Origin of the sequence: Actinosynnema sp. NPDC050436, from assembly GCF_040655415.1 — a bacterium.
In the GTDB taxonomy this organism is placed as follows: Bacteria; Actinomycetota; Actinomycetes; order Mycobacteriales; family Pseudonocardiaceae; genus Actinosynnema.
Genome location: NZ_JBFAJV010000001.1, coordinates 480,151 through 494,704 on the forward strand (window position 1 = coordinate 480,151; position 14,554 = coordinate 494,704).

The following is a 14,554-nucleotide window of genomic DNA, read 5'->3' on the forward strand; positions in this document are numbered from 1 at the left end:
AGCCGCCTTCGGAGTTCCGGGGAAAGAGGTCACCGCTCGTCGTGCGCGCGGTCGAGCAGGTCGAACAGCTCGTCGTCCGACGCGCCGTCCAGGTCGGGCCGGGCCGGCACCGCCGCAGCGGGTGCCAGGGCGGCCAGCATCTTCTCCAAGCGGCCCGCGACGGCCCCGGCCTCGGCGTCGGGCAGCTCCAGGTCCGCCAGCGCCCGCACCGCCGCGTCCAGGTCGGCCAGGGCCGAGTGCAGCCGTGCGTCGTCGGAGACCAGGTGCGACCGCAGGTGCTCGGCCAGGGCGGACAGCGTGGGGTAGTCGAAGACCAGGGTCGCGGGCAGCGCCAGGCCGGTCGCACCGCCCAGCCGGTTGCGCAGCTCCAGCGCGGTCAGCGAGTCGAACCCCAGGTCCATCACCCCGCGCGTGGGGTCGAGCGCGCCGCCCGTCGCGTGCCCGAGCACCTTGGCGGCCTCGGCCTGCACGAGTTCCACCAGCGACCGCACCTGCTCCGCCTGCGGCAGCGCGCTCAGGCGGTCCCGCAGGTCGTCGGCGTCCGAGGTGGCGACGGCTCCCGCCGGTGTCGCCCGTGCGACCTCCGGCAGCTCGCCGAACAGCGGCCGGGGGCGGTCCGATCCCAGCCAGGACGGGGCCGCGTCCCACTCCACGTCGGCGACGACCGAGCACGCCTCGCCGTCGCCCAGCGCCCGGCCCAGCGCCGCGAGGGCGGGCGCGGCCTCCATGCCCCGGAAGCCCTTGCGCTGCACGTTCTCCTCCACGCCGGCGCGCACCGCCATCCCGAGGTCCGCCCACGCGCCCCAGGCGATCGAGGTCGCGGGCAGGCCGCGCGCCCGCCGCTGCTCGGCCAACCCGTCCAGGAACGCGTTGGCCGCCGCGTAGGCGCCCTGGCCCGCGTTGCCCAGCGTGGCGGCGACGGACGAGAACAGCACGAACGCCGTCAGCTCCAGCGACGAGGTCAGCTCGCTGAGGTTCACCGCCCCCTGCACCTTGGGCCGGAACACCGCGTCCACGCGCTGGGGGGTGATCGAGTCCACCACCCCGTCGTCGAGCACACCGGCCGCGTGCACGACGGCGGACGGCGGGAACTCGGCGAGGAGCGCGGCGAGCTGCGGCCGGTCCGCGACGTCGCAGGCCCGGACCGTGACCCGGGTGCCGCCGCGCTCGACCTCGGCCAGCAGCGCGGCCACGTCGTCGGACGCGACCCCCGACCGGCTCACCAGCACCAGGTGCGCGGCCCCGTGGGCGGCCAGCCACCGGGCCACCTGGCCGCCCAGCGCGCCGGTGCCCCCGGTGACCAGGACCGTCCCGCCGACCACCCGGTCCGGCAGCTCGCGGTCGAGGTCGGAGGTGACCCGCAGCAGCCGGCTCCCGTACAGGCCGCACGGTCGCACGGCCACCTGGTCCTCACCCGAACCGGCCGCAACCACACCGTGCAGCAGGGCCGCAGCGCGCTCGTCCACCACCTCCGGGAGGTCGACCAGCCCTCCCCACCGCCGGGGCTGCTCCAGCCCCACGGTCGTGCCCAGGCCCCAGACCTGGCGCTGGCGGGCGCCGGCCACGGCGTCCGACGCCGACGTGGCGACCGCGCCCCGGGTGACGCACCACAGCCGGGCGTCGGGGAACGACTCCCCCAGCGCCTGCACCAGCGCGACGCTCGACGCGAGCCCGACCGGGACCGACGTCCCCTCGACGCACTCCTCGTCGGCCAGGGCGAGGAACGACAGCACGCGCGTCACCGGCCGGCGGTCGTCGGTCACCACATCGCCGAGGGTCGCCGCCACCGCGTGGCGGTCGGCGTGCGCGGCGTCCACGACGAGCGGGAGCGCGCGGACACCGCGCTCGGCCAACGCGGCGTCCACCAGCCGCACGGCCGGGTCGTCGGCGTGGCTCGCGGGCACGACGACCAGCCAGGTGCCGTGCCGGTCGCCCGGCGTCGGCTCGGCGAGCTGCTTCCACACGACGCGGTAGCGCCACGCCCCGGCGGTGTGCAGGTCTCCGCGCCGCTTCCGCCAGGAGGCCAGGGCGGGCAGCAGCGCGCTGAAGGGCTGGTCGGTGTCCACGTCGAGCAGGCCGGCCAGCAGTTCGCGGTCCCCGCTCGCCACGGCGTCCCAGAAGCGGTCGTCGCCGCCGAGCGCGACCGCAGGACGTCCCGACGGGACCTCCAGCCAGTACCGCTCGCGCTGGAAGGCGTAGGTCGGCAGGTCCACCAGGCGGGTGTCGCCGTCGAACAGCCGCGTCCAGTCCACGTCGACGCCGGTCACGAACACCCGGGCGACGGAGTCGACGAGCGAGCGGGGTTCGGCGTCCCCGGCCACCACCGCCGGCACGCACACCGCGCGCTGCTCGGGGTCGACGGGACCGTTGCCGTCGTGATTTTCCAGGCACTGGCGGGCCATCGTGGTCAGGACTCCCGCGCCACCCAGCTCCAGGAACACCTCCACACCCTGCGACCGCAGCCAGGAGATGCCGTCCCCGAACCGGACGGCCTCCCGGACGTGACGGACCCAGTACCGGGGATCGCACATGTCGGCCGGCGCGAGCGAGCCGGTCAGGTTCGACACCACGGGGATGCGGGGCGGGCGGAAGGTGGCGTGCTCCACGACGCGCAGGAAGTCGTCCAGCATCCCGTCCATCTGGGGCGAGTGGAACGCGTGGCTCACGCGCAGCCGCTTGGTGCGGCACCCCCGCCGCGCGAACTCCTCGGCCAGGGCGAGCACGTCGGCCTCGGTGCCGGAGACGACAACGCTGCGCGGCCCGTTGATCGCGGCCACCGCGACCTGCCCGGCGCACTCCGCCACGGCCGCGAGCACGTCCTGCTCGTCGGCCTGGATGGACACCATCGCCGCCGAGCCGGTCAGCCGCTGCATCAGCCTGCCCCGGGCGACGACCACCGCGCAGGCGTCGGGCAGCGAGAGCACCCCGGCGACGTGGGCTGCGGCCAACTCGCCCACGGAGTGCCCGAGCAGGAAGTCCGGGGTGACGCCCCAGTGTTCGAGCAGCCGGAACAACGACACCTCGAACGCGAACAGGGCCACCTGCGTGTACTGGGTCTGGTCCAGCAGCAGCGCCGACTCCGTGCCCTCGTCGGCGAACGCGACCTCGCGCAGCGGTCGCTCCAGGTGGTCGTCCACCTGCTCGCACACCGCGTCGAAAGCCGCCGCGAACACCGGGAAAGCGTGGTGCAGCGCGCGTCCCAGACCGTTGCGCTGCGCTCCTTGACCGGGGAACAGCAGGGCCGAGCGAACGCCCGCCCGCGCAACTCCCTGCACCACGGTCGTGTCGACCAGGCCCGAGCCGACCCCGGACAGGGCGTCCAAGCCCCGGAGGAAACCTTCGCGGTCGTCTCCGAGTACCACCGCCCGGTGCTCGAACGTCGACCGGGACGTCACCAGCGAACGCCCGACCGCCGCCGCATCGAGGTCCTCCCCCGCCGCGAACTCCCGCAACCGCAGCGCCTGGTCCCGCAACGCCCCCGCACTGCGCCCCGACACCACCCACGGCACCACACCACCAAAAGACGAGTCGCCGGCTTCCGCAACCGGATCCCCCTGCTCCAGGATCACGTGCGAGTTGGTCCCGCTCATCCCGAACGACGACACCCCCGCCCGGCGAGCACGCCCCGTCTCCGGCCAGGGAATCGACTCCGTCAACAACGACACCTCACCCGAAGACCAGTCCACATGCCGCGAAGGCCGATCCACATGCAAAGTCTTCGGCAGAACTCCCCTGTCCAGCGCGAGAACCATCTTGATGACACCGGCCACACCCGCCGCAGCCTGCGTATGCCCGATGTTCGACTTCAACGACCCCAACCACAACGGCACACCGTTCCGACCACGCCCATAAGTCGCCAGCAGTGCGCCGGCCTCGATCGGATCACCCAACGCCGTACCCGTGCCGTGCGCCTCCACCACATCCACATCACCCGACGACAACCCCGCCGCACTCAACGCCGACACGATCACCCGCCGCTGAGCCACCCCACTCGGCGCAGTCAAACCATTACTCGCACCGTCCTGATTCACCGCCGAACCCCGCACCACCGCCAACACCCGACGACCAGCACGACGCGCATCCGACAACCGCTCCACCACGAGGACACCGACGCCTTCACTCAGGCCCGTGCCGTTCGCGCGGTCGGAGAACGCCTTGCAGCGGCCGTCCGGCGAGAAGCCGCGCATCATGCTGAACTCCGGGAAGATGCCCGGCAGGGACATCACCGTCGCGCCGCCCACCAACGCCAACGAAGACTCACCACGGCGCAACGAATCACACGCCAAGTGCAGCGCCACCAACGACGACGAGCACCCGGTGTCGATGGTCATGGTGGGACCTTCCAGCCCCAGCGCGTACGCCACCCGGCCGGAAGCCGCGCTGATGATGGTGCCCGTCAACCGGTGGCCGGCCACGTCCGCCGGGGTGTCCCGCAGTGCGGGGCCGTACCCCTCCAGGGCGACCACGCCGGTGAAGACGCCGGTCCGGGAACCGCGCAACGAACGCGGATCAACACCCGCCCGCTCCACCGCCTCCCACGACACCTCCAACAACAACCGCTGCTGCGGATCCATCGCCACCGCCTCACGCGGCGACACACCGAAAAACCCAGCATCGAAATCACCCGCACCCGCCAGGAAACCGCCCTCGCGCACGTAAGACAGGCCCGCCTGACCGGGATCGGGGTCGAACAGGCCCTCCACGTCCCAGCCGCGATCCACCGGCAGCCCGGACACCACGTCCCGCCCCGACGCCACCAGGTCCCACAAGCCCTCCGGGGAGTCCGCACCGCCGGGGAAGCGGCACCCCATCCCCACGATGGCAATCGGTTCGTCGGTCTGCCCCAGGGGCCGCAGGGCGACAGCGGCCTCCTCGACCCCGAGCAGCCTGTTCCGGAGGTGCTCGGCGAGCGCCTCGGCGGAGGGGTGGTCGAACAGCGCCGTGGCCTCCAGCCGGACGCCGGTGCGCGCACCCACCTCGGTCCGCAGCTCGCCGGCCGCGCGCCGGGAGAAGCCCAGGTCGTGGAACGCCCGGTCGGCACGCAACCGGAAGCCCGGACCGCTGCCCAGCACGGCCGCAGCGGCCTCGCGGATCACCTCGACCAGCATCCGGCGCTGGATGCCCTCGGACGCGCCGTCGAGGCGTTCGCGGTACTCGGACCGCGTTGCCGCGTCGGCCTCCTCCGAGAAGTCGGCGGCGGACCGCCGCGCGGGCACGCCGGGGTTTCCGTGGGACATTGACTCCACCTCGGGTTTCGCTGGAACAGGGGACGCACGGTCGGACGCCGGCCGACGCCGGGACCGGTGCGGTGACGTGGGGGTCAGCCGTGCACCAGGTCGCGCAATAGCGCGAACTGCCGCAACCGCTGCCCGCTGTCGGCGGTCGGCATCTGGACGCTCAGGGTCGTCACGCCGGACTCGGCGAACGCGGCCAGCCGTTCCCGCACGAAGCCGGGAGGACCGATGAGCGAGATGCCCTCGATCAGGCTGCGGGGCACCGCCGCGCAGGCTTCCTCCCGGCGGCCCGCCAGGTAGAGGTCCTGGACGAGCTTCGCCTCGGCCTCATAGCCGTAGCGGCACGCGAGGTCGTGGTAGAAGTTCCGGCCGCGCGCGCCCATGCCGCCGATGTAGAGCGCCAGGGTGGGGCGCAGCGAGTCCACCACGTGGTCCACTTCGGACCCGATCGCCACGGTCACCGGGACGACCACGTCCAGCGCGCCCAGCCGGGCGTCGCGCCGGGCCGCGCCTTCCGCCAGCGACCGGCCCCACACGTCGGCCGCCTGTTCGGGCAGGTAGAAGATCGGCTGCCAGCCCTCGGCGATCTCGGCCGCCAGCGCGACGTTGCGCGGCCCGGTCGCCGCGAGCGTGATGGGGATCCGCTCGCGCAGCGGCCGGTTGATCAGCTTCAGCGGCTTGCCCAGGCCGGTCCCCTCCCCTTCCGGCAGCGGGATGCGGTAGTGCTCGCCCCGGTGCACCAGGGGTTCACGGCGCCACACCTGCCGGCAGATCCCGACCAGCTCGCGGGTGCGCGCCAGCGGCGAGTCGTACGGCACGCCGTGGAACCCCTCGACCACCTGCGGGCCGGAGACGCCGATGCCCAGCGTGAACCGCCCGCCCGACACCGAGTCGAGCCCGGCGGCGGTCATCGCGGTCAGGGCCGGCGTGCGGGTGTAGAGCTGGAGGACGCCGGAGGCGAGTTCGACCCGGTGGGTGCGGGCGGCGAGGTACCCGATGCGGCTCACCGCGTCGAAGCTGTACGCCTCGGGCACGTGGACCACGTCCAACCCGGCGCTTTCCAGCTCCACCACCTCGTGCACGGCGGATTCGAAGTCCTCCGCGACGTGCACACTCGTACCGATGCGCATAATTCACCTCCCGTTCAACGCGCACCCGATCGGCGCGCGCACGCCGAAAGCGTCGCGCTGCGCTGCGCGATGAATAGTCCCGATCGCGCGACCACGGCGTCGCCCGCATTACCCACCCGCCGTCCCGCCGGCGGGACGGCGGGATCCACGACGCACGTCCCACCACGCCGAGCGCGGACCCGACCACAACTCGACGCCATCGAGGAACAGCGGAAAACCCCAGTTCAACCGGTGATCAGCCGCCCTCCCCCGGAGCGGGCACCGCCCTTTTTCCCGCACTCACCAGGGGGACTACGACCACCAGCGGCCGACGACTCGGAGCATCGTCCGCAATTGACCCTAGGACGGCTTCATCGGCTCCGTAAATACCGCCCATCAGCTTCACTCGTTCAGACCAACTGGTCACCGGGCGCGACACCACATCGCCGCGCGTGCGCTCCCGTGCGCAGCGGTAAAAGCCCTGAATCGGACAGGTCGAACCTGCGGAAATCGCGCCGAATCGGTATGTGGTAAGGTTCTCGCGGTATCCCTCGATAGCCGCCGACTGCCGGCACGACCACTGGCGACCCGGCACCGGGGGACTATCTTCCGGATTGACCGCGCGGCACTCCGGAACAGCAGACCTCAACCGAGACAAGGACCATGGTCAGCATTATCGTTCGTGACGCGTCGGTGGATTTCCCGATTTTCGACGCCAAGAGCCGGTCGTTGAAGAAGATCGTGTTCGGCAAGGTCGGCGGCAAGATCGAGACCGACCACCGGGTGCCCGTCATCGCCGCCCTGCGCGACATCACCCTGTCCCTGAAGGAGGGTGACCGGGTCGGCCTGGTCGGCCACAACGGGGCCGGGAAGTCCACGCTGCTGCGCGTGCTCGCGGGCATCTACGAGCCGAACCGGGGCACCGCCGCCGTGCGGGGCCGCGTCGCACCGGTCTTCGACCTGGGCGTCGGCCTGGACCAGGAGATGACCGGCCTGGAGAACATCCTCATCCGGGGGCTCTACCTGGGCGTGTCGCGCAAGCAGATGGAAAAGCGCGTGGACGACATCGCCGACTTCACCGAATTGGGCGACTTCCTCCACATGCCGCTGCGCACGTACTCGACCGGCATGAGGGTGCGCCTTGCCCTGGGCGTCGTGACCTCGATCGACCCCGAGATCCTGATCCTGGACGAGGGCATCGGCGCGGTCGACGCGGCATTCCTGGCCAAGGCCAAGCAGCGGCTCATCGAACTGGTGAAGCGCTCCGGGATCCTGGTGTTCGCCTCCCACCACGACGAGCTGCTGATGGAGCTGTGCACGTCGGCCGTGTGGATGGACGAGGGCCGGATGAAGATGACCGGCAGCCTGCAGGACGTGTTCACCGCCTACCGGAGCGGGAAGCTCCCGGAACCCGCTGCCGCCGAGGAGCTCGAACGGGTCCGCTGACCCGAGCGCGCCGCCCTGCCACGGGCCCGGTTCAGGACGGGGCGGCGAGGTCGCCGAGTTGTCGTCGCACGCGGTCGACGTCGGCGTTCCGGCCCTGCTCCCGGTACAGGGCCAGAGCTTCTTGCCACGCTTGTCGGGCCTGGTCGAACCGGCCGAGGGCGGCGAGGGGGTGACCGAGCCCGTCCAGGGTGTTGGCGACCTCGTAGGTGTTGCCCTGGGCCGCGAACAGCGCGCGTGCCTGCCGGTAGTGCTGCACGGCTTGCTCGTGGCGACCGCTGAGGTGGTCGACCAGCCCCAGGCTGTCCAGCGTCGCCGCCTCGCCGGCGGGGTCCTCGTGGTGCCGGAACAGGGCGAGTGCGGCTCGGCAGTGCTCGCGGGCGGTGTCGAACTCGCCGACCCGGGCGGCGAACCAGCCCACCTGGTTGAGCGCTTCGGCTTCCCAGACCGGGTGGCCGATGGCGCGGTAGAGGTGCAAGGCGTGCCGGGCGTGCTCCAGCGCCTTCCGGTCGTCCGCGCACTGCCCCCACGCCCAGCCCAGCTCGAAGTGGGTGGCGGCCTGTTGGACGGTGCTCTCGTGGCGCTCGGCCAGGTCCAGCGCCCGGTGCATCTGCCGGATGGCTTCCGCGTGCCGGCCCAGGCGGGAGTCCGCTTCGCCGAGGTAGCGGTGGACGCGGATGAGCGCGTCCGGGTCCGGCAGGTGCACGGCGGAGTCCAGCGCCGTGCGCCACACGTCCTGGTGGTCGTGGTCGTACCCCCGCCGCTGGTGGAAGGCGCTCAGCACCCAGGCCAGGTGCCAGACACCGCGGTGGCGACCGCTGTCGGCGGCGGTGCGCTGGGCGGCGAGCAGGTGGGCGTGCTCGGTCTCCAGCCAGGCCATCGCCGTGTCCGGGTCGGGCAGCGGGAGCGGTCGCGCGCCGGGTTCGGGTGGGCTCGGCGGGATCAGCTCGCGGTGCGGGTCCATCAGGCGGTCGGCGGCGAACGCGGTGTGCAGGTAGAAGTCGACCACCCGGTCCAGCGCCGCCCGCCGCACCGGTTCGGGGAGCGCCTGGGCGTTCATGGCGGCGTAGGCGCGCACGAGGTCGTGCATCGCGTAACGGCCGCCGGGGGTGCGGTCGAGCAGGGACGCGTCGACCAGGGCCCGCAGCACGGCGCGGGCTTCGCCCTCCGGCAGGCCGGTGAGGGCCGCGACGGCGGGCAGGCCGGTGTCGGGGCCGGGCGCGATGCCGAGCAGCGCGAACGCGGTGCGGTGCCGGTCGGTGAGCCGGCGCAACGACCAGGACAGCACTGCGGGGATGCTGGCGGCGGGGTCGTCGGCGTGGTCGAGCGCCGCCAGGCCGAGGTCGCGCAGTTCGGCGACGCTGTCCTCCAGCGGCAGGTGCGGTTCGGCGGCGGCGCGGGCGGCGATCAGGCCGAGTGCCAGCGGGAAACCGCCGCACAGCCCGATCAGCTCGGTGACGGCGGCCCCGTCGGCGGCCACCCGCTCCGCGCCCAGGGCCGATTCCAGCGCGGCGCGGGCTTCGGCGTCGGCGAGGACGTCCAGGTGCAGCGGACGGGCACCGAAGCGCGCGACCAGCGCGTGCAGCCGGCTGCGGCTGGTGACCAGCACGGCGCAGGAGGCGGTGCCGGGCAGCAGCGGCACGACCTGGTCGACGGTCGCGGCGTTGTCCAGCACGACCAGCATCCGCTTCTCGGCGACCAGGCTGCGGAACAGTGCTGCCTGCGCTTGCTGGTCGTGCGGGACCCGGTCCTGCTCGACGCCCAGCACGGCGAGGAAGCCGCGCAGCGCGTCCGCCGGCTCGACCGGTCGGCCCGTGGGGCTGAACCCGCGCAGGTCCACGAACAGCTGACCGTCGGGGAACCGGTCGGCGTTGCGGTGCGCCCAGGCCAGGGCGAGCCAGGTCTTGCCGATGCCGCCCGCACCGCCGAGGGCCGAGATCACGCCCGTCACCGGACCGGACGCCGTCGCGCCACCGGCCGGGCCCGCGCCGGCCAGGGCTCGGTCCAGCTCTGCCAGCTCCGCCACGCGCCCGGTGAACAGCGCCTGTGTTGAGGGGAGCTGCCTCGGCACCGGCGGTCGCGGGGTGGCCGCCCGGGGTTCCGGACCGGCGGCCAGCGCCGGGTCGGCGGCGAGCACCCGCTGGTGCAGCCGTTGCAGGGCGGGCCCGGGATCGGTGCCGAGGTCGTCGACCAGCCGGGTGCGGATCCGCTGGTAGTGCGCCAGCGCTTCGGCCTGCCGGCCGTCGAGGTAGAGCGCGTGCACGAGCTGGGCCGCCACCCGTTCGCGCAGGGGGTGGTCGTCCGCCCGCGCGGCCAGTTCGGGCAGCAGGCCGGCGTGCCTGCCGAGGCGCAGGGCGACGTCGCAGCGGTCCAGCTCGGCCGCGAGGTGCTCCTCGTCCAGGCCGGCCCGCAGTTCGACCGCCCAGGGCGTGTCCAGCTCCGGCAGCGGGTCGCCCCGCCACAGCAGCGAGGCCGACTCGAACAGCTCCAGCGACCGGTGGTCGTCACCGCCCTGCCTGGCCCGGTCGACCAGGGTGCGGAACCGGTGCAGGTCGACCGAGTCCACGGGGACGTCCAGCCGGTAGCCGCCGGACCGCCGGGTCACACCCACGCCTGAGCCGGCCAGCGCCGCCCGCAGCCGGGACAGGTAGTTGTAGAGGGTGTCCCGTCCCTTCGCGGGCGGGTTCCCGCCCCACACGCGCTCCAGCAGGCGGTCCACGGTCACCGCCCGGCCCGCCTCGACCAGCAGCACCCCGAGCACGCCGCGCTGCCTCGGGTAGCCCAGTTCCACCGGTGTCCCGTCGTCCTCCGCCTCGACCCCGCCCAACAGCCGGAACCACACCACCCCCGCCCTCCCCTCCCGCCGGTTCCGAGTCGCCCCGTCCGGCATACCAGGATCGCCCGTCTCGATCACCCGCACGATGTGCCGGGATCACGACTCGGGAGGGGCGGGCGCTGGGTTGTCGCCGCGAGCCCGGGGCACTCGGCGACGCGTCCCCGCCCCGGTCCGGGGGTGGGGACGCGTGCGACCGGTGCCGGCTCCGGGCGGGGCGAGGTCACCGGCTCGCGGGGAAGCCGTGCCGGCGACCGCTCGTCAGCGCCCCCTGCGGCCGGCGCTGTCGTCGCAGGCGAATCGGCGGGTTGGCCAGCTGTGGTCGTCGTCCGAGGTGCCGGTGCCCGAGGTGGTGCGCATCGCGTTCCTCCGAGTGTCGTGGGTGGTCGGCCGCTGGGGCCGCGCCACTGACGCTGCACGGTCGACCGGGGAGGAACCGTGCCGGAAACCTACAGGTCCGGCGTGCGCGGGCGCGCGCCGGCGGAAGGCGACCGCGACCAGAACTGTCCACAGTGGAGTGTCCAGCTCCCGGGCGTCCACCGCACTCGTCCTGCCGGAGTATCCCGTTACGCAAAGTAGGTGACCGCACACGGAGCGCTGTAGCTCGTGGCAGAATCACGCCGGCAGGCGTCCGGTCGCGGAAGGGGAGCAACAGCGTGGGGGGCTCCGCGTTCGGCGACTTTCTCCGCTTCTACCGGTTGAAGAACGTGCTGACCCAGGAGCAGTTGGCCGAGCGGACCGGCATCAGCGTGCGGGCGATCAGCGACATGGAACGCGGTCGGGCGCGCACCCCCCACCGGCGCACGCTGGACCTGCTCGCCGGAGGTCTGGACCTCTCCGGTGAGGATCTCGCCCGGTTCACCGACCTGGCCCGCGCGGTGCGCCACCGGGCGGAGGCCCCGCCGGGACCGCGTGGGCAGTCTTCCCCGGCCGCCGGGGCGTGCGTGCCGCCGCCGGTGCTGATCGAGGTCACCGGGCGGGAGGACGAGCGGCGGGTGCTGGACGCGTGCGCGCGGGCGGCCGAGTCCGCGCCCGTCGTGCAGGTGGCGCTGGTGCACGGGCTGCCCGGCGTCGGCAAGACCGCGCTCGCCGTGGACGCGGCCCACCGGCTCGCCGACCGGTTCGCCGACGGCTGTCTGTTCCTCGACCTGCGCGGTGTGCACCCCGACCCGCTCACCACCGGGGCGGCCCTGCACCGCCTCCTGCGGGCCTTCGGCGTCGAGGAGCGGCGGATCCCGCCGGACGAGGAGGACCGCCTCGCCCTCTACCGCTCGCTGTTCCGCGACCGGGCCGTGCTCCTCGTGCTCGACAACGCGGCCACCGAGGCCCAGGTCCGCCCGCTGCTCGACGGCGGACCGGGATCGATGGTGCTGGTCACCAGCCGGAGCACCCTGGCCGGGCTGGGAGCCGGCCACCGGCTGGCGCTGGCCCTGCTGGACGTCGACCGCTCGGTGCGCCTGTTGGGCCAGGTCGTCGGGCAGGACCGGATCGACGCCGAAGCCGGCGCCGCACGGCGGGTCGCGTCGCTGTGCGGCGGGATGCCGCTGGCGCTGCTCATCGCCGGCAACCGGCTCACCAGCCGCAGCCGCTGGACGATCGCCCACCTCGCCGACCGGCTGGCCGACGAGGCGCGGCGGCTGTCGACGCTGACGGCGGGCGACCTCCAGGTCCGCGCCGCCTTCGAGCTGTCCTACCGGCACCTGCTCCCGGAGGTCGCCCAGGTGTTCCGCCGGCTGGCGCTGGTGCCGGGCGGTGACACGTCCACGGAACTGGCCGCCGTGGCGTCCGGCCGGTCCCCCGCCGTGGCGGAGGACGCGCTCGACGCGCTCGCCGACGCGGGCCTGCTCGGCCTCGCCGAGACCCCCGGCCGCTACACCTGCCACGACCTGGTCCGCGCCTTCGCGCGCGAACACCTCGACGCGGACGAGCCGGCCGCCGAGATCGAGCGCGCGACCACGGCGCTGCGCGCCTGGCTGCTCCGCGTGGCGACCGGGGCCGCCCGCTTCTTCGACCACGAGCACCCCGGGCTCGCCCCCGCCGCCGAGGAGTACGGCCCGGTGCGGGACCGCCGGTCGGCGGGTGCGTGGCTGGAGGACGAGCAGGCCAACTGGCTGGGCGCGCTGCGGGCCGCGAGCGAGGCCGGCGACCACCGCCCGGTCCTCGACCTCGCGCAGGCCGTGCACTGGTACTCCGACCTGCGCGGCAGCGGCGAGCTGTGGCGGGAGGTGTTCCAGGCCGGGGTGGAGGCGGCGGTCGCCGTGGGCAACTGCCGCGACGAGGCCGAACAGCTCAACTACCTGTCGTGGGCGTTGTCCGCGCTGTGCGGGCAGCGCGGGCGGGCGCTCGACGTCAACCACCGGGCGCTGGCAGCGGCCCGCGAGTCCGGTGACCTGCTCACGCAGGCGTGGGCGTTGCGCCACCGGGCGGGCATCACGTCGCACCTGGGCACCGCCGACCTGGCCGTCGAGCACGCCCGCCAGTCGGTGGCGCTGTTCCGGCGGGCCGGCCACCCCAAGTGGCTGCACCTCCAGCTGTCCCACCTGGGCAGGGCACTGCACCGGGCAGGGCGCTTCGACGAGGCGGTCTCCGTGCAGCGGCAGGCCGAGACCTACTACCGCGACAGCCGGACGCCGGGGCAGCCGGGCGAGGACGAACTGCTGTCGATGGTGTTGAGCCTGTTGGCGGACAGCCTGGTGGCCACCGGCGACACCACCGCCGCGCTGGAGCTGTTGGACGAGTCCGAAGCGCTGTTCGCGCGGCACGGCGCGGACGCGGGGGTGGCCCGCGTCCGGTACCAGCGCGGTCTCGCGCTGGTGACGGCGGGTCGGTTCGCCGAAGCGCGCGAGGACCTGCTGCTGTCGCTGGACGAGGCCCGCCTGTCGGAGCACCGGGTCGAGATCCTCGTCCAGCTCGCCGAGGTGGCCGACGACCCGGACGAGCGCCGGGAGTACCGGGTGCGGGCGCTGGCCGAGTGCGACCGCTACGACAGCCCGGCGGTCCGGGAAGCCGCGACGGGCCTCGCCGCCGCGCTCGGGATCCGCCTGCCGGGGATCGCGTGAGCGACGGGTGCCATCAGCCGCCCGCAGTCACCCCGCAGCCCGCCAGCGCCTCGGTGAACGCGATGACGGCGTGGTGCAGGCGGGACTTGACGGTGCCCACCGGCACGCCGAGCGCGACCGCCGCGCGCCGCCGCGTCCGGTCCAGGTGGTAGACCTGCCGGAGCACCTGGCGCTGCGCCGGGGTGAGCCGGGCGAGTCCCTGCTCCACCACGCGCCGCCGCAGGACCTCGTCGGCGGGGTCGACCGCACCGGGCAGCCGGTCGAAGTCCTCGTCACCGAACTCGACCGGTCTGGCGTTGTCGCGCCGGGCCCAGTCGATGACGACGTTGCGCGCCACGGTGAACAACCAGGACCGCACCGTGCCCCGCGTCCGGCGGAGGACGTGCTCGTGCCGCCACGCTCGCAGGAAGCACTCCTGGACGACGTCCTCGGCGCGGTGCGGGTCACGGGGCAACAACCGGCGGACGAACCGGAGCAGCACGGCGTGGTGTTCGGCGTACAGGGCGGTGACGAAATCCGCCGGGCGCGGACCGCGCCGGGAGGACTGGTCGACGACGGCTGCGTCGTACTCGCTCTGGGAGACCACGGGCGACCTCTCATAGTCGTAGCGGCGGGAGGTGGCTCAAGTCCAGCGGGCCGGACACCGGTCCGACCACGTGGAACCACCGGCAGAAGAGCAGAACCGCCGGGTTTCTGCCGGTGCGGTCCAGGGCAGCGCCAAGGGACTCCCCACCGGGCCGCCTGAGCCACGGGAGGAGGGCCTGCGACCGGCACCGGGCTGAACCCTCCGTGAACCGTCCCTCGTTGGCCCGGGTGCCCACGAGCGACGCTCCGGGGGCGTGTGGTGGGCGAGGCTGCACAGGGGAGGTGGCTCGG

At 73.7% G+C, this 14,554-nt stretch carries 6 protein-coding genes; 2 read left to right on the forward strand and 4 right to left on the reverse strand.

Annotation, left to right across the window (positions count from 1 at the left end):
• Window positions 1-29: 29 nt before the first annotated feature.
• Complete coding sequence (locus AB0I60_RS02005) at window positions 30-5,237, reverse strand: type I polyketide synthase (protein ID WP_360725182.1); 5,208 nt, start codon at window positions 5,235-5,237, stop codon at window positions 30-32.
• An 83-nt stretch (window positions 5,238-5,320) separates the two neighbouring features.
• On the reverse strand, window positions 5,321-6,364 hold the full coding sequence (locus AB0I60_RS02010; protein ID WP_360725184.1) for an LLM class F420-dependent oxidoreductase: 1,044 nt from the start codon (window positions 6,362-6,364) through the stop codon (window positions 5,321-5,323).
• 642 nt (window positions 6,365-7,006) lie between these two features.
• Here AB0I60_RS02010 and AB0I60_RS02015 point away from each other — a divergent pair.
• Window positions 7,007-7,789, forward strand: coding sequence for an ABC transporter ATP-binding protein (locus AB0I60_RS02015; RefSeq protein WP_360725186.1), 783 nt, complete (start codon window positions 7,007-7,009; stop codon window positions 7,787-7,789).
• Between the two features lie 31 nt (window positions 7,790-7,820).
• Here AB0I60_RS02015 and AB0I60_RS02020 read toward each other — a convergent pair whose 3' ends face one another.
• Entirely contained in the window at window positions 7,821-10,631 is a 2,811-nt protein-coding gene (locus AB0I60_RS02020) for a BTAD domain-containing putative transcriptional regulator (RefSeq protein ID WP_360725188.1), read from the reverse strand.
• Window positions 10,632-11,275: 644 nt separating this feature from the next.
• Here AB0I60_RS02020 and AB0I60_RS02025 point away from each other — a divergent pair.
• Window positions 11,276-13,678, forward strand: a complete 2,403-nt coding sequence (locus AB0I60_RS02025; RefSeq protein ID WP_360725190.1) for a helix-turn-helix domain-containing protein — start codon at window positions 11,276-11,278, stop codon at window positions 13,676-13,678.
• Between the two features lie 13 nt (window positions 13,679-13,691).
• Here AB0I60_RS02025 and AB0I60_RS02030 read toward each other — a convergent pair whose 3' ends face one another.
• Entirely contained in the window at window positions 13,692-14,264 is a 573-nt protein-coding gene (locus tag AB0I60_RS02030; RefSeq protein WP_360725192.1) for a sigma-70 family RNA polymerase sigma factor, read from the reverse strand.
• Window positions 14,265-14,554: the final 290 nt, after the last annotated feature.

Coding starts and splice junctions, on each gene's coding strand:
- AB0I60_RS02005 (WP_360725182.1), bottom strand. CDS start 5,237: ATGTCCCACGGAAACCCCGGCGTGCCCGCGCGGCGGTCCGCCGCCGAC.
- AB0I60_RS02010 (WP_360725184.1), bottom strand. CDS start 6,364: ATGCGCATCGGTACGAGTGTGCACGTCGCGGAGGACTTCGAATCCGCC.
- AB0I60_RS02015 (WP_360725186.1), top strand. CDS start 7,007: ATGGTCAGCATTATCGTTCGTGACGCGTCGGTGGATTTCCCGATTTTC.